Origin of the sequence: Chryseobacterium carnipullorum, assembly GCF_900142785.1 — a bacterium.
Lineage (GTDB): Bacteria > Bacteroidota > Bacteroidia > Flavobacteriales > Weeksellaceae > Chryseobacterium > Chryseobacterium carnipullorum.
The window spans coordinates 117,883-143,727 of the sequence record NZ_FRCD01000015.1 but is presented as its reverse complement, the minus strand read 5'-3'; the positions used below and the strand labels follow the sequence as shown (position 1 = coordinate 143,727).

Annotated in this window: 24 protein-coding genes; 19 read left to right on the top strand and 5 right to left on the bottom strand. The window is 37.4% G+C overall.

The genetic code is table 11. The features are described from left to right. Positions 1–182 precede the first annotated feature (182 nt). Positions 183–1,451 (bottom strand): hypothetical protein, encoded by a 1,269-nt coding sequence (locus BUC06_RS17045; protein WP_073335214.1) that lies wholly within the window; start codon positions 1,449–1,451, stop codon positions 183–185. A 34-nt stretch (positions 1,452–1,485) separates the two neighbouring features. Further along, positions 1,486–1,902, bottom strand: a complete 417-nt coding sequence (locus BUC06_RS17040) for a hypothetical protein (RefSeq protein ID WP_073335213.1) — start codon at positions 1,900–1,902, stop codon at positions 1,486–1,488. A 569-nt stretch (positions 1,903–2,471) separates the two neighbouring features. Here BUC06_RS17040 and queD point away from each other — a divergent pair. The 5 genes from queD to BUC06_RS17015 all read left to right on the top strand — a co-directional run bounded on the left by queD (position 2,472) and on the right by BUC06_RS17015 (position 6,008). Continuing rightward, on the top strand, positions 2,472–2,918 hold the full coding sequence (gene queD, locus BUC06_RS17035; protein WP_073335212.1) for a 6-carboxytetrahydropterin synthase QueD: 447 nt from the start codon (positions 2,472–2,474) through the stop codon (positions 2,916–2,918). Between the two features lie 29 nt (positions 2,919–2,947). Then, positions 2,948–3,739: a UDP-2,3-diacylglucosamine diphosphatase gene (locus BUC06_RS17030; protein ID WP_083564108.1), complete on the top strand. Its 792-nt coding sequence runs from the start codon at positions 2,948–2,950 to the stop codon at positions 3,737–3,739. A gap of 181 nt (positions 3,740–3,920) precedes the next feature. Beyond that, entirely contained in the window at positions 3,921–4,904 is a 984-nt protein-coding gene (locus BUC06_RS17025; RefSeq protein WP_073335211.1) for a LuxE/PaaK family acyltransferase, read from the top strand. A 61-nt stretch (positions 4,905–4,965) separates the two neighbouring features. Continuing rightward, the gene (locus BUC06_RS17020; RefSeq protein ID WP_073335239.1) at positions 4,966–5,439 is read left to right on the top strand and encodes a phosphate ABC transporter permease; all 474 of its coding nucleotides are present in this window, start codon (positions 4,966–4,968) and stop codon (positions 5,437–5,439) included. A 23-nt stretch (positions 5,440–5,462) separates the two neighbouring features. Further along, the gene (locus tag BUC06_RS17015; RefSeq protein ID WP_073335210.1) at positions 5,463–6,008 is read left to right on the top strand and encodes a hypothetical protein; all 546 of its coding nucleotides are present in this window, start codon (positions 5,463–5,465) and stop codon (positions 6,006–6,008) included. A gap of 184 nt (positions 6,009–6,192) precedes the next feature. Here the strand turns inward: BUC06_RS17015 and aqpZ are convergent, their stop codons facing one another. Further along, on the bottom strand, positions 6,193–6,912 hold the full coding sequence (aqpZ, locus tag BUC06_RS17010; RefSeq protein WP_073335238.1) for an aquaporin Z: 720 nt from the start codon (positions 6,910–6,912) through the stop codon (positions 6,193–6,195). 217 nt (positions 6,913–7,129) lie between these two features. Here aqpZ and BUC06_RS17005 point away from each other — a divergent pair, with 217 nt between their 5' ends. From BUC06_RS17005 to BUC06_RS16945, 13 genes are all read left to right on the top strand, one after another. Further along, positions 7,130–7,750, top strand: a complete 621-nt coding sequence (locus BUC06_RS17005; protein ID WP_073335209.1) for a DUF5715 family protein — start codon at positions 7,130–7,132, stop codon at positions 7,748–7,750. Positions 7,751–7,950: 200 nt separating this feature from the next. Further along, on the top strand, positions 7,951–8,685 hold the full coding sequence (locus tag BUC06_RS17000; RefSeq protein WP_073335208.1) for a hypothetical protein: 735 nt from the start codon (positions 7,951–7,953) through the stop codon (positions 8,683–8,685). A gap of 19 nt (positions 8,686–8,704) precedes the next feature. Continuing rightward, the gene (locus BUC06_RS16995) at positions 8,705–9,328 is read left to right on the top strand and encodes a hypothetical protein (protein ID WP_073335207.1); all 624 of its coding nucleotides are present in this window, start codon (positions 8,705–8,707) and stop codon (positions 9,326–9,328) included. Positions 9,329–9,345: 17 nt separating this feature from the next. Next, positions 9,346–10,107: a sensor histidine kinase gene (locus BUC06_RS16990; RefSeq protein WP_228423796.1), complete on the top strand. Its 762-nt coding sequence runs from the start codon at positions 9,346–9,348 to the stop codon at positions 10,105–10,107. Continuing rightward, complete coding sequence (locus BUC06_RS16985) at positions 10,076–10,753, top strand: response regulator transcription factor (RefSeq protein ID WP_073335206.1); 678 nt, start codon at positions 10,076–10,078, stop codon at positions 10,751–10,753. Before BUC06_RS16990 ends, BUC06_RS16985 begins: the two co-directional genes overlap by 32 nt. Positions 10,754–10,911: 158 nt before the next feature. Next, on the top strand, positions 10,912–12,252 hold the full coding sequence (locus BUC06_RS16980) for a T6SS phospholipase effector Tle1-like catalytic domain-containing protein (RefSeq protein WP_073335205.1): 1,341 nt from the start codon (positions 10,912–10,914) through the stop codon (positions 12,250–12,252). A gap of 189 nt (positions 12,253–12,441) precedes the next feature. Further along, positions 12,442–14,367 (top strand): ABC-F family ATP-binding cassette domain-containing protein, encoded by a 1,926-nt coding sequence (locus BUC06_RS16975; protein ID WP_073335204.1) that lies wholly within the window; start codon positions 12,442–12,444, stop codon positions 14,365–14,367. A gap of 401 nt (positions 14,368–14,768) precedes the next feature. After that, on the top strand, positions 14,769–15,125 hold the full coding sequence (locus tag BUC06_RS16970; RefSeq protein ID WP_073335203.1) for a hypothetical protein: 357 nt from the start codon (positions 14,769–14,771) through the stop codon (positions 15,123–15,125). A 400-nt stretch (positions 15,126–15,525) separates the two neighbouring features. Further along, entirely contained in the window at positions 15,526–17,910 is a 2,385-nt protein-coding gene (locus BUC06_RS16965) for a TonB-dependent receptor (protein ID WP_073335202.1), read from the top strand. A gap of 50 nt (positions 17,911–17,960) precedes the next feature. Further along, entirely contained in the window at positions 17,961–18,533 is a 573-nt protein-coding gene (locus BUC06_RS16960; RefSeq protein WP_073335201.1) for a hypothetical protein, read from the top strand. 138 nt (positions 18,534–18,671) lie between these two features. Continuing rightward, positions 18,672–20,006 carry a trigger factor gene (locus BUC06_RS16955; RefSeq protein ID WP_073335200.1) on the top strand — a complete coding sequence of 445 codons (1,335 nt, stop codon included), beginning with the start codon at positions 18,672–18,674 and terminating at the stop codon, positions 20,004–20,006. Between the two features lie 243 nt (positions 20,007–20,249). Then, a complete protein-coding gene (locus BUC06_RS16950; protein WP_073335199.1) occupies positions 20,250–20,936 on the top strand; it encodes a hypothetical protein in 687 nt (228 codons plus the stop codon). Between the two features lie 152 nt (positions 20,937–21,088). After that, positions 21,089–23,944: a M16 family metallopeptidase gene (locus tag BUC06_RS16945; protein WP_073335198.1), complete on the top strand. Its 2,856-nt coding sequence runs from the start codon at positions 21,089–21,091 to the stop codon at positions 23,942–23,944. 57 nt (positions 23,945–24,001) lie between these two features. Here BUC06_RS16945 and BUC06_RS16940 read toward each other — a convergent pair whose 3' ends face one another. Together BUC06_RS16940 and BUC06_RS16935 are read right to left on the bottom strand one after the other, a co-directional pair. Continuing rightward, positions 24,002–24,586 (bottom strand): DUF3109 family protein, encoded by a 585-nt coding sequence (locus BUC06_RS16940; RefSeq protein WP_073335197.1) that lies wholly within the window; start codon positions 24,584–24,586, stop codon positions 24,002–24,004. A 5-nt stretch (positions 24,587–24,591) separates the two neighbouring features. Further along, a complete protein-coding gene (locus BUC06_RS16935) occupies positions 24,592–25,497 on the bottom strand; it encodes a DUF6427 family protein (protein WP_073335196.1) in 906 nt (301 codons plus the stop codon). A gap of 42 nt (positions 25,498–25,539) precedes the next feature. Here BUC06_RS16935 and BUC06_RS16930 point away from each other — a divergent pair, with 42 nt between their 5' ends. Then, a complete protein-coding gene (locus tag BUC06_RS16930; RefSeq protein WP_073335195.1) occupies positions 25,540–25,773 on the top strand; it encodes a DUF6341 family protein in 234 nt (77 codons plus the stop codon). Positions 25,774–25,845 lie beyond the last annotated feature (72 nt).

Below are 25,845 nucleotides of genomic sequence, written 5' to 3'. Positions count from 1 at the left end.
TATATATGCTTTAGTATCAATGGGATTATTTCCGGTTGGCTCTGCCATTACAGTTACAGGATAAGCGGTTTCTTGGCTACTTGTTCCGGTTTGTTATTTTGGTGGAAGCACAAAGCTGGCTGTCCCCTTACTTTCATGACTGTATAATAAATAGTAACAAAATTTTTAATAGAATTTGAAAATCATTGTGAAGATGACATTCTTTGTGCAGTCATAAAGACACGTCGGATGTTATTAGTAGGATCATTATCATTTAGGTTATCTACAGAAACATAAACTATTATTCTATACCAAATTCCGTCAACAATTAAATCTATTGTTTCCATCTCCTGTGAATCATCACTGGAGCTGGTGGCTGTTACAGCAGTTGAACTACCATTCATATTATCTCCCCAGTTAAGATAAACTCCGTTATCGGTTTCCATATAACCTCCTGAGGCTAATAAGACATTCGCCCGCCGGAAATGGTCTATGCTCGATGACGCTACATACCATAGCTTGATATTACCCGGAGAGACATTAACTAAACGAGGATTGTAGCTCACCGTTCCGGAACCTTGATTGGAGCTTACAGTAAAATTAAGATCCAATCTTATCTTTCCTCCTAAAACAGCATTATAAGAGCTGCCAATCTGTGTACTCAATAATCCTACGTACGTCGCTGGTAATCTATAAGTAAAGAACTGGTATTCACCGGGAGCCAGCACTTTTCCAAGGCCAACTGATGCACTGCAGCTTTGTCCTCCGATGGAAAGGGGAAATGTTGTTGTACTGGGACTGGATACCGTTGGTATCCCGGAAATGCGATAGTTTAAAGTACCTGATCCCTGCGCAAAATTACTCTGTGAAAGTGTTGCTGTAAGTCCGTTGACAGGTCCTATAGATTGTGCAGGGTACATTCCTTCATTTCCTCCCGCATACGGAACAGACATGGTGCCTGCAAAAGGAACACCGCTAGTATAGGTAAGCGGCTCCAGAGTATTGTCTGTGCATGTCAAACTACCGATGGTGCCAAGCTGTGATGAACGTCCATCAAAAGGTCTCCATTGGGAGCCGTCCCAATATACATAGCCTTTATAGGTAAGGGCAGCTGTTCCTAAATTGAATACTAGTAAACCAGTGGCCGGACTTGGAATTGTAACCGCATCGTTATATGCTGTTAAAGCTATTCTTGGACCTAAAAATCCCTTTTTGTTGGTTGTGGCAAGCTGGCTTACATTAAGTTCCAGAATAGCAGATGCATCGGGATCTGCACCGATACCTGTTGATCCTGATGCAGTGACAATAAAATCATCTGCTAACTGTATTGCAGTGGGAGTTCCTGTAGCAGCATTGTTTTTGCCGCCATCTATATTGAAAATCCCTTGTGGATTTTGTGTATTGATACCCACCTGGCCGAAAGCTAACGAACCGATCGTTAATGTAAAGATGATATAAAATTTATTTCTCATTTTGTTTTCTCATTTTAGAAGAATGAAAAGAGCTTTATAATAACTCCCTTCCCGGATTGATATATTTGAACTTATACTTTTTTTCATGTAGTGTATTGAAAAGAGGAGGAGGACGGATCTGTATTCCTGATAATAAAGTCCTTTTGAATACTACTGTTTTGAAAGGTTGCTTTGGGAAATTTTTATTTTCGTATACAGCAACCATTTTGTATTTATGCTGTAATACTAATGCTGATTGTTTTTCCTTAAAAGGATTGGTTATAACACCAATATTTACTGATTTTTTATTGGAAACTATAACAGGGTTTTTATTTTCAGAGATATAGACTTCCCGTTTGTAAACTTTTTTCTCTGTTTGAAAAATAATGCCGTGCTTTTTAAGTAGACTGCCATTTGTTCCTGTTGGTAATTGTGCATTGATATTATAAAAAAGGCATAGCAAAAGAAGCATGCAGGATGCTTTTTTTATACGGTAACTGCTTTTCTTTAATTGTATTTTCACCTATGAGAGAATTAAGGTGCAAGATTAGCCTTATTTTTTCCTGTAATAAAGGAATGAGATACGCTGAGGATACTTTCTCTTTATATTTAAGGATACTACATAGATACTGTCAAAAATACCAATATTGATTTAAGTTTCTTATTATCAGTAATATAATGTTGTGAATATATTTGAATTTTGAACTTATGGTGATGTTCTCAAAACGCAGATCTGGGCAATAATCTGGTAAAAGTTGATCCTAAGAAAATTAAGAAAACTACTAATTCTTCTTGCGGATAATTGTAAAAATCACATAGGGTGAAAATATTTAAAAATTAATGAAATCAAATTTTATAAACATTTATTATTAGCCAGTTACAAAACAAAATTAAGAGTAGGTTTTTTTCCTGCTCTTTTTTATTTTAAATTTGAGCATTATTTTATGGTTTCATTGATAGTTGACACATATTTTGACACAATTAAATTTGATTTAATTTTAACATCTTGAAAACCAGTTATTTAAAAATAGTACATTTAATATGATACGTATTACAAAAATTTTCACATTCGAAACAGCCCATGTGCTGTACAACTATGATGGGAAATGTAAAAATATGCACGGACATTCCTATAAACTGTTTGTAACGGTTAAAGGAAGGGTGATTAATGATTTGGAGAATTCCAAAAATGGAATGGTAGTGGATTTCGGAGATATAAAAAGTATCGTAAAATCTGAGATCGTAGATCTGTGGGATCATGCAGTTCTTGTCAATGCGCTGTCTCCCCATAAAGAATTAGGCGAAGATCTTGAAAATAAAGGACACAAGGTGATCTATTGCAGTTTTCAGCCGACCTGCGAGAATATGCTGTACGCTATTGCTGCCAAAATAAAATCAAAACTTCCGGCTGAGGTTTCTCTGGCCTATCTTAAACTTCACGAAACAGAAAACTCTTATGGAGAATGGTTCGCAGAAGATAATAAGTAACAGTAATTTACCCATAAAAATTCAGACCGGTGTTAAAAACGATCATTAATTTAGAACCTGGAAAAAAAGTCTATTTCGCTTCAGACCAGCATTTTGGAGCTCCTGATCCTAAGGAAAGCAAGATGCGTGAAGAGAAATTTATCCGTTGGATGGATGAAATCAAGGAAGATGCTCAGGTTTTGTTTTTAATGGGTGATCTTTTCGATTTCTGGCACGAGTGGAAACACGTTATTCCCAAAGGATATGTGCGTGTTCTCGGGAAAATTGCAGAACTGAAAGACAGAGGGATTCACATCTATTTCTTTGTAGGCAACCATGATTTGTGGATGAAAGATTATCTTGAAGAAGAAATCGGATGTACCGTTTTTTATAAGAAACAGTACTTTGAGATGGGTGGAAAAGAGTTTCTCCTTGCTCACGGAGACGGTCTCGGGCCTGGTGATAAAGGATACAAAAGAATGAAAAAGCTGTTTACGAATCCCGTAGCACAGTGGTTTTTCAAATGGCTGCATCCCGATATTGCCATGAAAGTCGCATTGTATCTTTCACAGAAAAATAAAATGATCTCCGGAGAAGAGGATAAAGCCTTTTTAGGAGAAGAAAAAGAATTTCTGATTATCTATTCGAAAGAAAAACTGAAGACTCAGAAAATCGATTATTTCATTTACGGTCACCGTCACCTTCCTATGGTTTTGGATCTGGAACAGAAAGCAAAATACATTAATCTGGGAGACTGGATTTCCTATTTTACCTATGGCGTTTTTGAGCATGATTTTGAACTGAAAACGTTTAAAGACGGCACAAAAAAAAATTACCCCTGAGAGAGGTAATTTTCGAATGAACCGAAGCTCACTCTTGTTTTTAATCCATATTCCAAATTAGTAATTGCAAGAAGTTTACCAAAGTGTAATTTTGCAATGAAAAAATAGTAAAAAAATATAATTTTTTATATAATTCATTCATTTTGAATTGATAAGGAGTTTTTAAAATAGTCTTATAAAATTGGAAAATATATTCAGCATACAGACAGAACAGGATTTCCTGAATGCATCATTGGCCGCTTTTCATTATCAATATGAACATGTTGAGATCTACAGAAAATTTGTAGATTACCTGAAAATAAACCCTGATGAGGTCAATACGTTGACGAAGATTCCTTTCCTGCCGATCGAAATGTTTAAAAACCATCAGATCCTGGACAAAAAACCGAAGACTGATTTGTTTTTTCAGAGTTCCGGAACTACGCAGATGAATCTTTCAAAACATTTTATCGCCGATCCCGGTCTCTATGAAGAAAGTATTTATAAGAGTTTTGAACGGTTTATAGGAAAACCTGAAGATTTTATTTTTCTGGGCTTACTTCCAAGCTATCTTGAAAAACAGAATTCATCTCTCATTTATATGGTGGATTATCTGATGAAAAAATCTGCAAAACCTGAGAACGGCTATTTTCTTTATAATCATTCAGACCTGTTTGAGCTTTTAAACAATTTGAAAGATAAAAAAGTCATTCTTTTCGGAGTGTCTTTTGCCTTGCTTGACTTCCTGGACTCTGTGGAATCCCTTAATCTATCTGTCAACGGATCTCAAAATCTGACGGTGATTGAAACCGGAGGAATGAAAGGCAGAAAAGAAGAAATGACCAAGGATGAACTCTTGAAAATTCTGCAGAACGGTTTTAAAACAGAGAAGATCTATTCCGAATATTCAATGACAGAGCTTCTCTCTCAGGCCTATTCGCTGGGCAACAATGAATACAAGTGTCCCAACTGGATGAGAATATTGGTACGGAATGCAGAAGATCCTTTTTCCTACGAACAGGAGGGAAGAACCGGAGCTGTTAACATAATAGATCTCGCTAATATCCATTCATGCTGCTTTATTGCAACACAGGATTTGGGTAAAAAACTTCCAGGTGATACATTTCAGGTGCTGGGAAGAATAGACCATTCAGATATCCGCGGATGCAGTTTGCTGGTTTCATAAAACTCAGTTTTAAAAATAACAATGATCTCTTGCTATGAATCTCTTAAAAAATTTCTTTTTAATGATCATGCTGACTGGGGTTTCTTGTCTTTTATCTGCCCAGAAAAAGAAGGAAAAGGATATCTGGTCCGGGACGTACCTGGTGAATGAGATCAATAAAGGAGTTTCTACGACTACAGACACCTTAGTGGTTACCAGAATTAAAGATGCTGATCCTAAGGAAATTCCTGCTAAAGAAAAATCTGATCTGGCAAGGTGGTCGATGACTTCAAAAAGAGAGGGAGGGAGGGATAAAATCATCATTAAGCGGTTTTTATTTGACATCGAAGATGACCGTGATGCCTATAAAGAATTCGGGTGGACAGATCTACACAAAGATGGAAAAATGAATTGTATGGATGGCGGACATTTTTTTATTTGTCAGACACAACCCGATACTACCGTTATGTTTGGAAAAGATGAATCTTATGTGACCAAAACGGGCATTTTTGGAATCTGGCTCCATTATGGCGTTGTGGAACTGGAAAAGAAATAATCTCAATTTAAACTTTAATTGTCATGCTGAAGATCGAAGAACTTGTTCACGCTTATATCCATTCCCACTGTGATTTCGAAAAAGAAATTGTACTGACGAATTATTTTCAGGCCGACTGGGAAGCGGATATGCTGTTGATTGATTCTGAAGGATTCAGTCATGAAATTGAGATCAAACTTTCGAAAAGTGATTTTAAAAATGATTTCAAAAAATCATACCTTAATAAAGAGACCGGCGAAAAATTTCTGAAACATGACAAGATTTCCTGCGGAGATTATATCTGCAATGCGTTCAGTTTTCTTCTTCCGATGGGTATGATAGACCATGCCTTAATTCCCGGACACTGTGGGATTATTGAATTCTATCATAACGCAGACACCTGGGAAACGGAGTTCTACCTTATACGCAATCCCAAAAGAGTGCATGAAGACCCTTACTGGAAACTCAATGATAAAGATGTTTTTATCAGAAAAATGGCGCTAAATCTGCTGCAGCGAAAAATGGAGATGAAAGGAAAACAGGAAGAACTTATTTTTAAAAATCCTTTTGAAATCAAGAAAATCAAATAGATATCAGACATGAGTCATCCGTTTTCAGCATTGTATAAAGTTTCCGGATGCGAATTTCGTGGTTTAAACCAGCCACTAAACTCTTCCCAAAACTAAAATTCAAAACTTAAAACCAGCACACAGCCCTACAATAAAATAGGCCGCCAAAAAATGGCAGCCTAATGTTTTGATATAATGATTGGAATTAATCAGCAACAACTTCCGTTGAATCTCTCTGAAGTAAAAACTTGTAGATCAATCCTCCTGTAATTCCTCCCGCAATAGGCGCTGCCCAGAACAGCCAAAGCTGAGACATGGCAAGCCCACCCGTAATGACAGCCTGCGAAAGCGATCTTGCCGGGTTTACCGAAGTATTCGTGATCGGAATAGAAATTAAGTGGATCAGTGTTAAAGCCAAGCCAATCGCAATACCGGCAAACTTTCCGTTAGCCCATTTGTCTGTAGCTCCCATGATGACAATCAGGAAGAAAGCCGTTAATAAGAATTCAGCAAGAAATGCCGCTCCCATACTGAATGCTTTTCCATTATAGACCGCTTCTCCATAGAAGTTGGTCGCAAAAGCGCCCGGTTTTGAAAAATCTACGGCTCCGGAACCACTAAGGATAACATACAGACATCCCGCAGCCAAAAGAGCTCCAAGACACTGTGCCACAATGTAAGGGATAAGGTCTTTTGCAGAGAACCTGCCTCCCGCTAAAAGTCCGAAAGAAACAGCCGGATTGAAATGTCCGCCGGAAATGTGCCCGACAGCATAAGCCATCGTAAGAACAGTAAGACCAAAGGCTAAAGATACCCCTAAAAGGCCAATGCCAATATCGGGAACTCCGGCAGCAAAAACTGCACTTCCGCAGCCGCCGAAAACAAGCCAAAATGTGCCGAAAAATTCAGCAAAAAGTTTTTTTATCATATGTTTATTGTTAAAAGTATCTCAAATGTAAAATTTAAATCTTAAAATAGAAAGATAAATCTTTAAAATATTTCAATTTATTGGGAAGAAAAATTAATGATTTAATAATTTGGTTTGATGTTTGTTGGGAATTTTTTCAGAATGACAGTAAGCGGGAGTTGAATGGTATGACATAAATGTTTATCTTTCGTTTAGTAATTTAAAAGCGTGGTTAATGAGAAAGTTTTTTTGTGCGGCCTTTGTGCCTTTTATGTATAGCTTTTATTATTCGCAGGCAGCAAAAAAAGTACTTCCCTGCTATGATCTTACGTCTGTATTAAAAGTGGAACCCACTGCTCTGTACAAATCGCATCTGGATGCATCAAAAAGTTTTGGCATAAAGTTGCTTACAGACTCTAAAACGGTGCAGAAATATATCAGCAGCGGAAAGTTTCATAAAATAAAAAAAGCAGGAAAAGGATATCGCGTCCAAAAACTGGATTACAGCCGGGCCTATATGGTTTCCAAAGCAAAGAGTACCCTCGAAAAAATGGGGGCCAGATTTAGCAAAGAAACGAAAGGGCATACTTTTACGGTTTCATCCATTACAAGAACATTGGAAGATCAGTGCAGGCTGAGAAGAGTAAACTCCAATGCATCGCTGGGAATAAGCTCTCATAACTACGGAAACTCCTTTGATATTTCCTACATCCGGTTCAATGATGTGCTGAAATACAATCCTAAAATGGAAGTGGCACTGGAAAAGGTATTAAATTTTTATGCAGCTGCCGGCAAAATTTACTATATCAAAGAAAGACAGCAAAGTTGTTATCATATTACAGTAAGAAATTATTGATGTATTAATTTCAGACAATCTCAGTCTAAGGTCTCTTATCAACAGATGATTCTCCATAAATCACAAAAATATTTTAACGGATAGGCGGTTTTTGGTTTTCAAAATTAAATTTATTTTACGAATAATAAATTTATGATATGATTAGTTGTGCAGGATGTTTAGTTTGTATAATTTTATGCCACTAAATAAACCATGAACTTATGAACGAGAACGATTATAAAATAGCGGTTGCTGAATGGAGCAAATGTCTTTCAGACTATCACTTGATCTCAAACCTGATTCCTACCAATTACATTTTCGAACTGCCTGCGGACAAGATCGAAAAAATCAAAGAGAAAAACAAATACGTTGATGTCTGTGCAGAAGTAGGCGTATTCAACGGGGAAGTAGTCCTTATTTTTATCCCGCTGGACGAGAAAGGATATGTTGATAAAAGTGTTGTTGAGTACCAGTACACAGTTTTAGCACCTCTTAAACATGATATCATCCTGCAGCAATCAAAGGAATTTACCGTTGTCAAAAACGCAGTTCTTTCCAGCAATCTTACCCAAATAGATGATAATACCAATACGTTTTTTCCGGTTTCCGACCAGCCCATCCTGGATCAGGATATAGCGATAGAAGCTATCGGACGTTGGAGAGATGAAGGAATGGAATGGTTCTTCCGTGAGTGTACAGAATTCGCAGGAGCGAGAATTTTCAGAAAATTCTATATTCCTATGGAAGATCTTTGTCATCCTGAACCGAAGATCGCAGGGGTTAAATGTTCGTTTGCACTCAGATACAATGATATTTACGGGAGAATGCTGGTAACCCTTATCTTTATCTCTTTCCAGGAGCTATTGCAGGGAAACAGTGCTAAAACTATTTCAAATACTTACGATTGGGCGAAACCTTGTCCTCCTATCTGCCGTATTCCTGAACTTGGATCTTAAATACTTAGTATAGATAGGAATGACCGATTTTTTTAAAGCAATTTTATTCCTAAACTACGGTCTGCTTCTGTCCATCATACTTTTGGGAGCAGCAAAATACCGTATATTAAATAATAAAGAAAAGCAATATTTTCACTGTATTGCTTTTCTTTTTTTTATAGAACTCCTGAACCTCGTTCTGCCTTATATTTTCAATCTTAACGATACCTCGTTTCTGTATCCTCTTTATATCGCTGGAGAGTTTTTTCTGATTACTGCTTTGTTTATCCGGAAGCTGGAACTTCCGAAATATTTAATTTGGGTCACCGCATTGCTGGCAACCGTATTTATGGTGTCAAAATATATTTATGATTATCCTTTTAACAGCGATATCGTAAAGGTGGTTTCAAATATCATCATCATTTGTCTTTCAGGATTTGCACTGATCCGTGAGATCAAAGGCGTTTCTGTACCCAACCGTTTTCTTCTCGCAGATGCCTGTATTTTTTTCTATTATTCCGTTTCGGTCTTTATTTTTATCATTCAGCACCAGATCGCGAACCTGTCAGAAAATGACTATTATATTATTCTGAGCGCGAATAATATTCTGTCGAGCATTTTATATTGTTCATTTTTATATACCTTCATCAAATTAAAGAAGTAACCTTAAATATCAGCCTGTTGATCCTTATAATTGTTACCATAGCAATTATAGTATCCTTTATTCTTCTTGCCTACAGGGCCTTTATCAGTAGGATCATTAAGGAGAAGAATGTCCAGCATGAAGCTGAAGTACTCCATCAGAAAAAGCTGGTGCTTGAAAATATAAAAGCACAGGAAGAAGAAAGAAAAAGAATTGCCGTCATGATTCATGATGATATTGGAAACCGGCTTAATATCCTTTCATTGTGGATGAATAACCTCGATACCAAAGGCGATGAGGTGATTAAAAAAAATATTTACAGCCAAATGTCATCACTTATTGATGCCGCCAGAAGTATTTCCCATTCATTGTATCCTGTCAACCTTGAATCGGTAGGATTCGTTCTCTATGTGGAAGAGCTGATTGCCAACCTTTCACACAAGATCAATATTTCCATGCAGGTAATGCCGGGATATGAGAAAAAAGATATCTTTGTAGAAGTACAGCTGTACAGAATTATTCAGGAATTTACCACCAATGTGATCAAACATTCCACAGCGACGGATCTTTGGATCTACATCAAAGATTACCCACTGAATATGGCTGTAATCATCTCTGACAATGGGCAGGGATTTGACTATGACCTGGTGAAAAAAGGGATGGGTATCAAAAATATCGAATCCAGAATAAAATCTATGAACGCCGTACACAAATGGAAAAGTTCTTTAAATAAAGGAAGCCGTTTAATCATTATAATTCCAAAAAACCATGAACTCCCAAATCAAAATAGCCTTAATTGATGATGAGCAGCTGATCCTGGAAGGGGTGAAAATGCTGCTTTCAAATGAAAAGAATATATCTGTATGCCTTACCTCCAACAACGGGCCTGATTTTATTGAGAAACTGGGAAGCCTTTCGGAAGATGATTTTCCGAATATAGCGCTGGTAGACGTACAGATGCAGCCCATGAACGGCTTTGAGCTGGTAGAAGTTCTTAAAGAAAAATATCCGGAACTGAAGATTATTATTCTTTCTTCTCATTACAAAACGTCGATTCTCGGCTATATGGTCAAGTTGGGCGTATCTGCTTTTCTTCCCAAAAACTCACACCGAAAAACATTCATCGATGCTATTACCATGGTTTATAAAAACGGAGTTTTCTTTACCGCAGAAGATCATCAGATGCTTTTTACCTATATGAACAGTTCAGCAAAGAAGAAATCGCTTTTTGAAATGGAAGACGAATTGTCTGAACGGGAAAAAGATGTCGTCAAACTCATTTGTCAGGAATACACGAATAACGAAATCGGCGAAAAACTCTTCATCAGTCCCAGAACAGTAGAAAGCCACCGCCAGCGTATCCTGGAAAAGATCGGAGCCAAGAACACTGTAGGGATTGTCATCTACGCGGTTGTCAACAACATATATTCTCTTGATAAAATCTGATTCCGTAGAAATACGGAATTTTTTATTTGGTATTTTTCACGCTAGTATTGCTCTTCCTTCTTCCGTTAATTTGAAAAATAAGTTTTACAGGATTTAAAGTAGAACACAACAATCAAAAAGCAGAGGGAATTTTTTAATAACTAAAGCAAAACACTGCGATGGAAAACGATACAATACTATCTGTCGGAATCTTTTTTGACGGAACAGGAAATAACGGGATCAATGCTTCTTCATCTGAAAGGCCTTTACAAAATAATGAAAGCTATAAAGGAGCTCCTACCAATATCTATAAATTATTTAATTTATTTAAAGCAAACAGTAAAATATATGTCGAAGGTATAGGAACTGTCACTGGCGGTGAAGATAGCAATTTTGCAATGGCAACATGCGCCAATCCTCCTGATGGACAGGGATATTCTTCCGACGACAAATTAGACAAAGCAGATCGTTTTGTACAGAATATCTTGGGCGACGGAAATACAGAGTATCACTTTTATATCTATGGATTCAGCAGAGGAAGTATGCTTGCCAGAGAGTTCTGTAATCAGCTGGTAACAAAATATCCATCAGCAAATATAACCATAAAATTTCTCGGTGTTTTTGATACGGTTGAATCCAAACCATTCAACACCTATGATATGAATCTTCCGCAGGAAGTGGAAAATGCCCTCCATATCTGTGCAGTCAATGAATGCCGCTTCTTTTTCCCGCTCACCGGTTTTTTTGAAAATTCAAAAAGTATGCAGGATACCAAAACCGAAACTTCAGGATCGGTCTGGAAAGAAGTTTTCGTTCCCGGCGCTCACGCTGATGTAGGAGGTGGCTATCTTCAGGCACCGCATTCCGTATATATTTCTACAGATTTTATTAATACCAATGACCTTGAAGATTATGTTTCTGATGTAAGAACTGCAAAAACCGATGCTGAAGGAAATAAAATATGGGACGCCCTGCTTTCCGGATTTCAGATTGAAAAAGGAGTTGTCCTTTCCCAGGCTTACGTTTCCAGAGAAGTAATCTTGAATACCCTTCCCATTGTATACGGAAAAGTAATGTTGCAGGAAACCAATAATGTCATGGCAGGGATTTTCAGCACAGATCTTTCCCGGTCAGGGTTAGAAATTACAGATGATACTTTCCTTTCAGATTTCTATACCCACCTTGCAGCCTATGTGGAAAGTTTTTCACTGGATATGAAACCTAAGTATGATTATTCAGGTTTCGCAGATTATACTCATATTTCAGCCAATTTTGGAATGTATAGTGCTGATATGTTAAAAAGATCGGCAGATGAGATTGAGGCAGAGCTGATCAATAATGGTCTGAATGTACCCAGCAGTACCTCTGTAGACCGGGGAATCCATACCAAACTTCTTACTGAACTGCACCTCCCTGAAGACAGTTTTGTAGCAGACTTTCTGTATGGAACCAATGTTCCGAATAATGATATCTGGAGCCGTACAATAGAGATAAGATCCTTTGCGGCAGAACAGAATTAGATAAAATAACGTTAGTACTTTTCAGTTTTAAATTTAGGTTATGAAGGGATGTCTGGCAGGGCATCCCTTTTTGTTGTTCCAAAAGCCGTGCTGTCAGGGAGTCTGTTTTTATTTCTGGCCTATTCATTTCTTTTTCCGTACTTTTGCACCCGAAAATTCATTATTCATCACTAATTTTTATTTAATAAAATGCTTTCTGTTCAAGGTTTAGGATTACATCATTCGGGAAACTATCTGTTTCAAAATACCAATTTCACCATTAAAAAGGATGACAAAGTTGGTCTCGTGGGAAAAAATGGAGCGGGGAAATCCACTTTATTGAAAATGCTTTCAGGGGAAATTAATTTCTACGAAGGAACTGTCGTTCGCGAGGGAGGTGCTACCATTGGTTTCCTGAAGCAGGATCTGGATTTCGTCAAAGGAAGAACCGTATGGGCTGAAACCATGCAGGCCTTTGAGCAAATCAATGCCTGGAAAAACGAACTGGAAGAGGTAAATCATCAGATGGCCGTAAGAACAGATTATGAAAGTGATGCGTACACGGATCTGATCAATAAAATGACAGAGCTGAACGATCTTCTGATGAACCATGACGCTTACAATCTTGAAGGCGATATGGAAAAAGTATTGTTCGGTTTAGGATTCAGAGCGGATGATTTCCAAAAAATCACCGACGAATTTTCCGGAGGCTGGAGAATGAGAATTGAACTGGCTAAACTACTGCTTCAGAAAAATGATATCATGCTTCTCGATGAGCCTACCAACCACCTGGATATGGAATCCATTATCTGGCTGGAAAACTTCCTGAAAGACTATCCCGGAGCCATCGTTCTGGTAAGTCACGATAAGCAGTTTATGACCGCGGTCTGCAACAGGACTTTCGATATCAATAATAAAAAAGTTGACGATTATAAAGCGAATTACTCCAAATATCTGATCATGCGTGAAGAACGCCGCGAGAAACTCATCGGGGCCAAAAAGAACCAGGATGCAGAGATCAAGCAGATGGAGGATAACATCAATAAGTTCCGTGCAAGTGCTACCAAAGCTTCCTTCGCACAGTCCCTTATTAAAAAATTAGATAAAATCGAGCGTATTGAAGTGGATAATGAAGATGTTTCCAAATTCAACATCCGTTTCGTACAATCTATGGTTCCCGGAAAAGTAATTTTTGAAGCTGAGCATTTAGGGAAAGCATACGGAAAAAAACAAATTTTTGATGATGTAGACTTTATTGTTCAGAGAGGAGACAGAATTGCCCTTTTAGGACAGAACGGACAGGGAAAAACTACGTTGGCAAAAATTCTTGCCGGAGAAATTAAGGATTATTCAGGAACCTGGAATTTAGGACACAACGTCAACATCGGATACTTTGCCCAAAATCAGGAAGAAGTACTGACCCCCAATAAAACCGTTTTAGAAGAAGCTGAAGATGCAGCAACAGAAGAAACCAGACCCAGGGTAAGAGATTTATTAGGATCTTTCCTATTTCAAGGAGAAGCTGTTTCCAAAAAAACAAAAGTGCTTTCCGGAGGAGAAAGAAACCGTCTGGCGCTTTGTAAATTACTGCTTCGTCCATTCAACACGCTGATCATGGATGAGCCTACCAACCACCTTGATATTCAGTCTAAGGAAATTATCAAACTGGCCTTACAGAACTTTCAGGGAACATTGATCGTGATTTCTCACGACAGAGAATTCCTGGATGGACTTTGTGATAAGATTTATGAATTCCGTGACGGAAGAATGAAAGAATTCCTGGGAAGTGTTGGCGAATATCTTGAATACAGACAAAAGGAAACGCTTAGAGAAATTTCTGCTGAAAAAGCAAAACTTCACAGTGAAGATGTAAAGGTTGAGGTAAAACCAGCTCCGAAAGAAGTGAAGGTCGAAGAAAAATCAACGATTGTCAGCAAGGAACAAAAAAATATTCAGAATAAATTAAAGAAAGTAGAAGAAAAAATTTCTGAACTGGAGTCTGAAATTGAAACTATGGAAGCTACTTTTACAAAAGAAAACCCTTCTGAAGAAACTTTGGAAAAATATAATAAAACCAAAGAAGAACTGGAAGTTGCTTTACAGGAATGGGAGCATTTAGGTTCTCAGCTGGCTTAAGTATGGCAGATTTTCATGAATGGAGGAATTGAAATTGATTTGCGGATAACAAGGATATTTAAATCTTATATTTTGCATTTTACAACTTCTTCAATATCCAATTATGATACAAAATAACAAGAGATATAGATCCTTCGGCTCTGCTCAGGATGACAGTTTTAAAATAATACGTTTTTTATTTTTGTGGCTATCACAGTAAATTACAGTTGGTATTAGGAATGTCACCCCGAGCGAAGCCGAAGGATTTTTTACTATAAAAAAAATAAATAAAAAAATAATTACCTCTGTCAAAGTATCTTTTTGTAACAAAAAACTACTTTTACCGACGTATTGAACAGTTTTAATGAAGTGTTTAACCAAAACTTAATTTAAAACTTAAATTATTTTTATAATTTTACAAAATGATTTTTAAGGAAAGCAGAAATCTGAAGAACTTTATTTCCAAACTTTTGTTTGGGATTTACTTCATTGCACTGTTTTCTCAAAGTTTTCACCACCATGACGCTGTCGACTACTTTAAGAGTTTCAATCTCAAGAAGACAGAACATGCCATGACCAAAACTTCGGCTAAAGAAAAGCCCGGCGATTGTCTCGCGTGTCATTTCTTAGCTACAGGACATACACTGGTTCCTGACGAATACAATTTTACTTTCGAACATTTTACGCACGAAGTAAAACAGGTGATGGCCGTTCAGGAAAAAATATGGTCTCAGACCAAATTCACTTTTCAGCTTCGGGGGCCTCCCTCAATTTCATAAATCATAGATTTTTATAGGCTTTAATTGATTTTAAAGTTCAATATTTTGGGTTTAAAGCTATTGTTTGATAGCTGTTGGATGTTCGGGTTCCTGGTTTTCGGAATTCGAGATAAGACGTACGGGATAAGTGTTTTTAAGACTGGGAAATGGAAGTTTTCGGAGGTCTTAAGTACGAATACTATTCTCATTTAGGTTTCAGGATGCACGTTCAGTGATTCAGGATTTTGAATTTTCAGGATTATAAATGAATGTATACATCTGAAAGCGGTTATCTAATATCTTACACATCAATTATTACTACTTTTTACATTGTACATTTTACAATTTAAAAACAAACCCATTCAACAAATTTTTACAAAAAAAATGTACCTGTAAAAGGTACGCAATCAATCTATAGACAATGAAATTGATATATAGTCTGATGTTGGTTCTATGTGGACTGACGTTGATAAATGCACAAAAAACGTATACTGTAGAAGGAACTGTTCATGATTTTCATGATAAAACCATGCTGCAAAATGCGGTGGTGAATATCGGTGGATTTACTGCTAAAACCGATACTAAAGGTAAGTTTATACTGAATAAAATTCCTGCGGGAAAATATACGCTCATTGCCAAACATCCTGATTGTAATGATTATACTGAAAATATAGAAGTTGGTCAGGATTTACAATTGGTCATTAAGTTAGAGCACCACAGCCATGATATAGAAACGGTGACCATTCATGGGAGTCATAAATCTAATGGTTCTCTGATCATTAAAACCTTAGATAGATCTGAAATCGAGAGGAATTCTACCGATAACCTGGGGAACTTATTATCAAAAATTTCTGGGGTTGCCACTTTAAAAACAGGGAATAATATTTCAAAACCTGTTATTCACGGCTTGTATGGAAGCAGAATTTCTATTTTGAACAACGGAGTAAAGCTTGCAGAACAGGAATGGGGAGTAGAGCATGCTCCCAATGTTGATATTAATAATTTTCAGCACATCGATGTGATCAAAGGAGCTTCTGCATTGAAATACGGAAGTGATGCTATCGGAGGAGTGGTGGTGCTGGAACCTGAAATTTTTCCTAAAAAAGACACGATTAAAGGGTCGGTCGGACTTACAGGGATCTCAAATGGCAGAGGGCTGGGACTGGATGTAGATGTTGCTAAAGTCTGGAAAAACGGATGGGCTGTGAAATCCCGCGGCAGTGTCAAAAAATTAGGAGATCAGAGTGCTCCCGATTATAATCTGAAGAATACGGGAATGGATTTTTCTTCTTTCAATTTTACGGTTCAGAACAACAGTTATGAAAAAGGAATTTCATTTGACTATTACCTGACGAACCAGAATATAGGAATTTTGAGAGATTCGCACGTTTCTACTTCCGGGGATTATGACAGGGCAATGACGGCAAATCCACCTGTTTACTCAGGAAAATTCAGTTATGATATTGATAATCCAAGACAGGTTGTGGAGCATCATATTGCAAAAGTTTCAGCTTTTAAAAGATTTGAAAATATTGGAAAACTGTCAGCAACCTACAGTTATCAGTACAATCACAGACAGGAATATGATATCCGGAGAGGTGAACTGAATGATATCCCTTCTTTAGATTTAGAGCTGATGACTCATCAGTTTAACCTTAATGATTTATTGGAAAGAGGCAAATGGTCTCTGGAAACAGGAATTGATGCAGGTTTTCAAAACAATTATTCAGATCCTGCGACAAAAGCGAGACGTTTGATTCCTAATTATGATAAATATTCTGCAGGAGCTTATTCCGTATTTAAATATAAGATGTCTTCTAAATTTAATTTCGAGGCTGGCGCAAGATATGATTTCACCCGTTATGATGTGACCAAATGGTATGATCAAAATGACTGGGAAAAATTATATGCCGACACCTATCCTCAATTTTATGTGAAGAAAAGCCAAAACAGAATTCTGACGCGTCCCCAGCTTAATTACAATAATGTTTCCTTTAATGCAGGTTTGGAATACCGCCCGGGATCAAATTTTGATCTGAAATTTAACTATGCAAAAGTGGGCAGATCGCCGAATGTTGCAGAGTTATTTTCGGACGGATTACACCATTCTGCAGGAGTGATCGAAACCGGAGATATGGCATTGAAAAATGAAGAGGGACATCAGTTTAACTTAACAGTAGACTCAAAATTCAATGTCTTGAAAGGACTGAATATTTCTGTAAACCCCTATTTTTTTATCACTAAAAACTTTATCAATCAGGTTCCTGTGGGAATCAAGGGAACAATCAGAGGGGTATTTCCCGAGTGGGCCTATCAGCAGATCGATGCCAGGATGTACGGGGTAGACCTTGATATCAACTGGAAACTTACGGATGACCTTACCTATGTGGGAAAAGGAAGTTACGTTCACGGACAGGATGATACCAACCATGAACCTTTGATTCTGATGATGCCACCGAATTTCTCCAACGCATTACAGTTTAAAAAGGAAAAATGGAATAACTTCTATTTTACCGTTGAAAATCAAACCTCTCTGAAACAAACCAGATTCCCTGTCCGAAATGTTCCGCTGGAAGTATATGTGGACGGCGAATTGGTGGATAAAACCATTGATTTGAGTACGCCACCCAACAGCTATTCTCTTTGGAACGTGCAAACAGGAATCAATATCAGCAAAAATCTTTCTGCAGGGCTTATCGTCAACAATCTCTTCAATACTTCTTACAGAGATTACCTGAACCGTTTGAGGTTCTTTGCGGATGAGGCAGGAAGAAACTTTATTTTAAACTTTAGATACAAATTCTAAGGATTCAGAAAAATATTACATTACAATTTTACAAACTTAAAATTCTAAAAATGAACAAACTATTCAATACTAAAAATATTATCAGATTACTAGCTGTTTTATTCATTACAATCACTGTTATTTCTTGTCAGAGAGACGGTTCTGTAGCAGAAGATGATCTTCCTCAGGAAGAACTTACCAATATTATTTTGTTGGTGAAAGAAGACACGCCGGGATCTACAGCGATCGAATATAATTACAGTATCGGAGCAGGAGGTATTCCTACAATTCCTCTGAAAGACGGGAAATCCTATACTGTGGAAGCAAAATTCAGAAACGGAAATGAGGACGCTACCAACGAAATCATTGAGGCTAAAGATGAGCATTTCCTTATTTTCGACTTTCCGAAATCCAACATTGCCGTTACCAGACTGGACGGAAATGATCTTAGAAAAGATGGAAAAAGAGTGGGGTTGAAAACAAAATGGGATGTTGTAAAAGCGGTGGACGGAACTTCTCCGTTCCTGAAATTAACCCTTATTCATGAGCCTCAGAGTGTAAATGAAGTAAAGGTTGGAACGGCCTGGGGAAGTGTAGTAGGAGGAGAAACTGACGCAGAAGCTACTTATAATCTAAGTAATTAGAAATACTTACCTAAGGATAGAACCGCTGATATTTTCAGCGGTTTTTTATTTATCAACATTTGAGGACTAAGAATTGATTAGAAGTAGGTTATTCTCATAAAATTTTCATATTTTTGCAACCTAAAATTTTAATCAATAATGAAGGTTACCGCACAAAACCATGATGACGTAAGTGCATTACTTACAGTGACATTGGAAAAATCTGACTACAAAGAAAAAGTAGACAAGCAGTTGATTAATTATGCTAAAAATGCGCAAGTTCCTGGTTTCAGAAAAGGGAAAGTGCCTTTGAGTATGGTTAAAAAACAATATGAAGCAGGTATTGCATTCGAAGAAATCAACAAACAGGTTTCTGACGCATTGAACAATTATGTTAACGACAACAAGTTAAGATTAGTTGGACAGCCTGTTCCTCAGCCAGTAAACCAGTTGGACTACAACGCTGATCAAATTGAAGTTGGTTTCGAAGTAGGATATGAGCCTGAATTCACTATAGATTTAGCTAAATATGAAGCTCCTCACTATAAAGTAGAGGCTTCTGACAAGGAAATCACAAAGAGCATTGAGAACATGCAGAAGCGTTTTGCGGAGCAGGTTCCTCAGGATAAAATCGGTAAAGATTCTTATGTAGCTTTAGAAATTTCTCAGGTTGTAGAAGAAGATGCTGAAGGAGAGCACCACCACCAGCCAAAGAACGTTACCATTACTGCTGAAAACAAAGAAGCTTTCAAATTGGTAAAAGCTTTGAAAATGGACGGTTCTGTAAAAGTATCTAAAGAAACTCTTGCAGGTGACGAAGAACTGGCTAAAGAATTAGGATTCACTAAAGAAGAAGTTGAGCATCTACACCATGCTGAAGTAGAAGTTAAAGTAAAAGATTTCTATGCATTGAACTTAGCTGAACTGAACCAGGAGTTATTCGACAAAGTATACGGAGAAGGGACTATTACCTCTGAAGAAGAGCTTAAAGAAAAAGTAAAATCTGAATTGGATGAGTATTTCCAGCAAAATGCTGACGTTCACTATGTGAATAAAGTATTGGAGCAGGTTACTGAAAAAGAAGAAGTGAAACTTCCTGAAGCTTTCTTGGTAAAATGGTTGTTATTCTCTAACCAGAATATTCAGTCTGAAGAGCAGGCTAAAGAAATTCTTGAAGCAGAGAAAAGTCAGCTAAGATACCAGATCATTGAAGGTAAATTAATGACTGATAACGAAATCAAGTTAGACTATGCTGATGTATTGGCACAGGCTGAGCAGTTGGTGAAAAACCAGTTGGCAATCTACGGAATCCACCACTTAGGGGATGAAGAAATCCAGAAATACGCTGTTGAAATGTTGAAAGACCAGGAGCAGGTAAGACAAATTTCTTCTGAAGTAGCGATGGCTAAACTGAAAGATGTAATCCTTGAAAAAGGAGGGAAAAAAGAAACTAAAATCTCTCACGACGAGTTTTTAGAAGAACTTAAGAAATAATTTATTTCGATATAAATATTTGAAAACCTCCGAGCAATCGGAGGTTTTTTTTATTTTTGCCTAGTGCCCATTATCGATCTTGAAGCAGTTTCTATCTGCCTCATTCTCTTTGATTAATTTTTGTTTTCTTAAAAAATCTTAATGGATCCGGACAGGAATGATCCGGTATTCCCTGTAAAAATACTTTGTTAAATTTATTGGAGTCATTATTCATATATTTACATCCTTAAATTTATTATAGATATGAAAAAGATCATCATTCCGTTTTTCTGTGCCGTATTGTTTTCAGTACCGGCAGCAGCTCAGCAGACCACCGCAGCTCCCGCAAAGACGGAAGTCGTGAAATCTAAACTTGCACCCAAAGAAGTCATTGATAATTACTTCAAAGCTTTAGGAGGAAAGGCCAAATTAGAAGCCGTAAAATCTACGGTAGTAGACAATACTCTTAGTGTTCAGGGGATGGATATTACCATGAGCACCATGAAACAGGGCAATAAATTCAAATCTGTACAAACCGCAATGGGACAAAAGGTAACCCAGTTTTTTGACGGTGAAAAAGGATACATAGAAAGAGCAGGCCAGAAAACTGATTTTCCTGCCGATAATATCGCTGAACTGAAAAAAGGAAAAACTGTAGAAGCATTGGCCTTTGATCCTGCAGGCTTTCAATCGGTTACCGTAGAAAAAGTGGATGGAAAAGATTATAATGTATTATCTTCAGAAAAAGGAAAATTTTACTTTGATGCCTCAACCGGCCTTTTATACAAATCTACGGTAGGAGAGGGGAATGTGATTGTGAAAGATTATCTGACTGTAGAAGGTTTGAAATTCCCTTCCGAAGTTGATATTGAAGGAAAAGGGCAGAAAGTGACGATAAAAACTACAAAAGTTGTTTTAAACACGGGCGTTTCAGATGCTGATTTTAAATAAAAACTGTCATTTTGCAGTACAAAAGCCGGATATTTTCCGGCTTTTTTGTTGCCTTTTTAATTTTAACTCAAATTTAACTATGATATGAATTTTAACACTTCTTCAGCTGGTGAATAATTGATATTTTTAGCACGAAAATAAATTCAAATTACATGAAGAAAGTTTTATCATCATTTGCGGTCATCTTCCTGATGTCTTCAAATGTTTTCGGACAGAATATCCCCGTGGATGCTTCTGTGAAAATCGGTACTCTTCCCAACGGAATGAAGTACTATATCAAAAAAAACACATTACCTGAAAAGAAAGTAGATTTCCGTCTGGCCATCAATGCAGGATCTATTCTTGAAGATGAAAATCAGAGAGGTTTGGCGCACTTTATGGAGCACATGAACTTCAATGGAACCAAGAATTTTCCGGACAACAAACTGGTAGATTTTCTACAGTCTATCGGAGTAAAATTCGGACAGCACCTGAATGCTTACACAAGTTTTGACGAAACGGTATACATGCTTCCCGTTCCGCTGGATAAACCAGGAAACCTGGATGCAGGTCTGAAAGTAATGGAAGACTGGGCATTTAATGCTACACTTTCCGATGAACAGATCAACAAAGAAAGAGGGGTAGTTCTGGAAGAACTGAGACTGGGTCTTGGCGCTGACAAAAGAATGGCCGATAAATATCTTCCTAAACTATTGTATCAATCTCAATATGCAGACAGACTTCCGATCGGTAAAAAAGAGGTGCTGGAAAATTTTAAGCCGGATGTCATCAGAAAATTCCACCAGGACTGGTACAGACCGGACCTCATGGCGATCATAGTGGTAGGAGATATCAATGTAGACGAAGTTGAAAAGAAAATCAAAGACAACTTCAGCAAATATAAAAATCCTTCTAAACCAAAAGAAAGAAAAGTCTTTGATCTTCCCAACCATAAAGAAACATTAGTAGCAATAGAGACAGATCCTGATGCTACAAGTTCAATGGTTCAGTTTATTATGAAAGATGCGGAAGCTTACAAGCCTGATGTTACTGTTGAACAGTACAACCAGAGTATTATAGAAGGTCTTTCTACCGCAATGCTGAATAACAGATTAAAAGAACTGATTAACTCAAACAATCCACCTTTTACCTTCGGATCTGTATATCATGGAGGAACGTATGCAAGAAGTAAGGAAGCTTTCCAGGGATTTGCTGTGGTAAAGGAAGGAAATCAGCTGAACGCTTTGAAAGTTCTTTTGGAAGAAGTAGAAAGAGCAAAAAGATTTGGATTTACCCAGTCTGAGCTGGACAGAGCGAAAGCACAGACGCTGTCCAACCTTGAAAGGTCTTACAACAACAGGGACAAGACAGAAAGTGATATGCTGGTAGACGAATATGTAAGAAACTTTCTGGAGCAGGAACCGATGCCGGGAATTGCATGGGAATATGAAGATACAAAATCATTCCTTCCTAAAGTTACTCTCGCACAGACCAACGACGTGATCAAGAAATTGGTGAAAGATGACAGCAGAGTGATTGTGATGACCGGGCCAAAGAAAGACAACGTTACCATGCCTACAGAAGCCATGGTTCTTAATACATTCGAAGCTGTAAAAATGGCAGACCTTAAGCCGTACGAAGAAAAAGCAGCCATCAAAAATTTAATAAAACCTTTCAAATCAGAAGGGAAGATTACCAAGACTGAAACTGATGCTAAACTGGGAACAACAACCTGGACGCTAAGCAACGGAGCTAAAGTGACTTTCAAAAAGACAGATTTCAAAGATGACGAAATCGTATTTTCTGCAAGAAGTTTAGGAGGAAACTCCCTGATCTCCGATGCAGACTTTATCAAAACTCAGTTTGCTTTTGGAGCATTATCTGAAGCAGGAGTGGGCGGATTCTCAAAAGCAGATCTTACCAACTATCTTGCCGGAAAGCAGGTGAGTGTCAATCCTATGATTGGACCATATTTTGAAGGGATTTCAGGAAGAACTTCCCAGAAAGATTTAGGGACGGCTATGGAGCTTACGTATGCTTATTTTACAGGTTTAAATTACAACCCTGCAGCATTCAATGCCTACAAAGAAAAGCAGTCTGCCATGCTGGATAACCTGTTGTCTAATCCTCAGGCTTATTTCTCCAATGAGCATGCGAAATTTATGAATCAGAAGAACCCGAGATTCATTGGATTATTCCCGATGGAAAAAGACTGGGCGAATACAGATTATAAAAAAGCGTACGATATCTATAAAGAGAAATTTGCCAATGCCGGAAACTTCCAGTTCTATTTTGTAGGAAATATTGATGAAGCAAAATTAAAAGAACAGGTACTTCAGTATATCGGTGGACTTCCGACATCAGGAAAAACAACAACATTTAAAGATACCGGATACAGACAGATGACCGGAGATTATTCAAAAGTCTATAAAAAAGGAAAAGACCCTAAGAGTATGGTCACCATCTCTTACAGCGGAGAAACCCCTTATAATGAAAAAGAAGCTTTAGCTCTTTCAGCTCTTGGAGAAGTGGCTACCATCAAAGTAATTGAAAAACTTAGAGAAGATGAAAGCGGAATTTATGGCGGTGGAGCCAGAGGAAGTATGAACAAGATTCCTTACAGTACATACAATTTCAGCATCAGTTTCCCATGTGGACCTGAAAATGCAGAGAAACTTACAAAAAGTGCAGTGGCTGAGCTTCAGAAACTTATTGATAAAGGTCCTGAGCAAAAAGATCTTGACAAATACAAAGAAGGGGAGTACAATGACAACAAAACAGAACTTAAGGACAATATGTTCTGGATGAGTGCTCTTGCTAAAAATCAGTTGGATGGCAGCGATAAATATGACATCCTGAACTATCAGGAAAAAGTAAAAGCGCTTACCGTGAAAGACCTTCAGGATGTGGCTAAAAAATACCTTGCCAAAGGTAAAATCACAGCGACCTTGATGCCGGAAGACGGATGGGAAAATACTAAAAAAGCTGATGCAAAACCTGCAGTGGTAGGAGCAACAGTCGTTAAATAATATTTTTCAGAATAATTGATAAAAAAAACCGCAGATCAGTCTGCGGTTTTTCTTTATTTAAGAGCCATAGGCTTTTTTCCATTCCTCAGCGGCTTCACTTAAAACGCCGTAGAACTCCTCACCATATTTTCTGGTCAGTGGAGTTTTCAGAAACTTATAGACAGGAACCTGCAATTCTTTCCCCAGCGCACAGGCATCACTGCACACATTCCATTCGTGGTAGTTAAGCGCTGTGAAAGTGGAATATTCTGTAATACGGATCGGATAAAGGTGGCACGAAATCGGCTTTTGCCAGTCTACAGCACCGTCCTCATAAGCCTTTTCAATACCACATTTTGTAATTCCTTTTTCATCGAAAGTTACATAAGCACATTCGCGGTCTTCCACCATGGGCGTTACGTACATTCCGTCCTGCGGATCTGTGGTCCATGTTCCCTGTTCTTCAAGCGCTTTGATGCCTTCCTGTGTAAGATAAGGCTTTATTTTATCAAAAATACGGTCTAAAATCTCAAGTTCGTCCTTATCCAACGGAGCACCTACATCTCCTTCCACACAGCATGCACCTTTACATTTCGTAAGGTTGCAAACAAATTCTTCGGAAAATATATCCTCTGAAATCAATTTATCGTCTATCTGAATCATAATCTTTAAAATAAATTAAAATACGTACCTGCCTTAAAAGCAATCAAACTCATAATGATAAGCCATAAGCTTACCTCCTGCATCCAGTATTTAGGCAAAAATCTCATCATCCTGCTCAGGATAATGCTCGATGGGAATGCCAGAAGCAGTAAATATTCATAGTTTTTATTCATGTACAGAATAATAGTCACCAGCTGGGCCAGTGAAAATACCAGCAGAAATGTATATTTATACCGGCTTATCGGGCTTTTCTTATTGTAATTTTTAAAATGGTCGTATACTGCATAAATCAGCATCAGGACAATAGGAATTAAAGGAAACAGATCAATATAATCCGTCATGGGCTTCATTTTTCCAAACGGGAAATAATCTATATTCCACGTCGTAAAACTGAAAAAGAACATGATGGAAAAATAGCTGAATGCAATTAATATCGTTCCTAAAAGAAACCTGAAGAGATTTAAACTTATTTTTTGAGAAGTGGCAATCACGTGAATGATCACGAAAAGCGCCATTGGCCACGTCGTTGGCAGGAAAATAAAATTCAAGGCCACGATGGCTCCTACCAGTACATAAGACTTCTTTCTGATGTCTTCATCTGCACTCGTGAGCAGCAAAACAAGAAAAGAATTGGTAAGCAGTGAAACAGCAATTCCTATGTCCAGGTTTCCCGGATAAAGTCCGAAAATAAAAAAGGTATAAAGAAATAAAGGCAGATGTGTCTGATAATTGAGCGCAATGCTGTGAAAACAAAAATATCCCAATGCAATTCCCAGAAAAGTTATCCCGGCAATGATGGCTTCATAAGTGTTGAAATTCAGTATGTTAAATATTATAACTACTAAGAGAAGAAAGCCAATATAAACAGGAATTGAAAAAATATTGCTTTCTTTTGAAAGTAATTTAAACATTTTTTATAAATTTGTACAAAGTTAATTTAAAAAAGGAAAATAATGACGTCTTTCTGGTTATTCTTAAGTAAAGTTTTCAAATGGACCTTCGGTTTTTTTGATTCGTTTGGAAATGTTTTAAACTGGATTCTATTTGCCGTTTGCTGCGTATTGTTCACGTACTGGTGCTATGTACTAGTAGTAACATTAGGTGGTGATAAAGATAAAGACTATTATTCTCCAACTGAGGGGAAGAACCCTTACTACGATCCAAAGATCTATAAAAAAGAAGGTTAATTAATTGGTTATATAGTAAAAAACCGATGAGACTCAGGTCTGATCGGTTTTTTTATTAACAATTAAAAATGT

What these genes read in the sequence shown, in the direction of transcription:
- BUC06_RS16985 (WP_073335206.1), top strand. Translation starts at nt 10,076, where the DNA reads ATGAACTCCCAAATCAAAATAGCCTTAATTGATGATGAGCAGCTGATC.
- BUC06_RS16975 (WP_073335204.1), top strand. Translation starts at nt 12,442, where the DNA reads ATGCTTTCTGTTCAAGGTTTAGGATTACATCATTCGGGAAACTATCTG.
- BUC06_RS16930 (WP_073335195.1), top strand. Translation starts at nt 25,540, where the DNA reads ATGACGTCTTTCTGGTTATTCTTAAGTAAAGTTTTCAAATGGACCTTC.
- BUC06_RS16960 (WP_073335201.1), top strand. Translation starts at nt 17,961, where the DNA reads ATGAACAAACTATTCAATACTAAAAATATTATCAGATTACTAGCTGTT.
- BUC06_RS16945 (WP_073335198.1), top strand. Translation starts at nt 21,089, where the DNA reads ATGAAGAAAGTTTTATCATCATTTGCGGTCATCTTCCTGATGTCTTCA.
- BUC06_RS16955 (WP_073335200.1), top strand. Translation starts at nt 18,672, where the DNA reads ATGAAGGTTACCGCACAAAACCATGATGACGTAAGTGCATTACTTACA.
- BUC06_RS17005 (WP_073335209.1), top strand. Translation starts at nt 7,130, where the DNA reads ATGAGAAAGTTTTTTTGTGCGGCCTTTGTGCCTTTTATGTATAGCTTT.
- BUC06_RS16980 (WP_073335205.1), top strand. Translation starts at nt 10,912, where the DNA reads ATGGAAAACGATACAATACTATCTGTCGGAATCTTTTTTGACGGAACA.
- BUC06_RS16935 (WP_073335196.1), bottom strand. Translation starts at nt 25,497, where the DNA reads ATGTTTAAATTACTTTCAAAAGAAAGCAATATTTTTTCAATTCCTGTT.
- BUC06_RS16950 (WP_073335199.1), top strand. Translation starts at nt 20,250, where the DNA reads ATGAAAAAGATCATCATTCCGTTTTTCTGTGCCGTATTGTTTTCAGTA.
- BUC06_RS17020 (WP_073335239.1), top strand. Translation starts at nt 4,966, where the DNA reads ATGATCATGCTGACTGGGGTTTCTTGTCTTTTATCTGCCCAGAAAAAG.
- BUC06_RS16940 (WP_073335197.1), bottom strand. Translation starts at nt 24,586, where the DNA reads ATGATTCAGATAGACGATAAATTGATTTCAGAGGATATATTTTCCGAA.
- BUC06_RS16995 (WP_073335207.1), top strand. Translation starts at nt 8,705, where the DNA reads ATGACCGATTTTTTTAAAGCAATTTTATTCCTAAACTACGGTCTGCTT.
- BUC06_RS17000 (WP_073335208.1), top strand. Translation starts at nt 7,951, where the DNA reads ATGAACGAGAACGATTATAAAATAGCGGTTGCTGAATGGAGCAAATGT.
- queD (WP_073335212.1), top strand. Translation starts at nt 2,472, where the DNA reads ATGATACGTATTACAAAAATTTTCACATTCGAAACAGCCCATGTGCTG.
- BUC06_RS17040 (WP_073335213.1), bottom strand. Translation starts at nt 1,902, where the DNA reads ATGCTTCTTTTGCTATGCCTTTTTTATAATATCAATGCACAATTACCA.
- BUC06_RS17015 (WP_073335210.1), top strand. Translation starts at nt 5,463, where the DNA reads ATGCTGAAGATCGAAGAACTTGTTCACGCTTATATCCATTCCCACTGT.
- BUC06_RS17045 (WP_073335214.1), bottom strand. Translation starts at nt 1,451, where the DNA reads ATGAGAAATAAATTTTATATCATCTTTACATTAACGATCGGTTCGTTA.
- BUC06_RS16970 (WP_073335203.1), top strand. Translation starts at nt 14,769, where the DNA reads ATGATTTTTAAGGAAAGCAGAAATCTGAAGAACTTTATTTCCAAACTT.
- BUC06_RS16965 (WP_073335202.1), top strand. Translation starts at nt 15,526, where the DNA reads ATGAAATTGATATATAGTCTGATGTTGGTTCTATGTGGACTGACGTTG.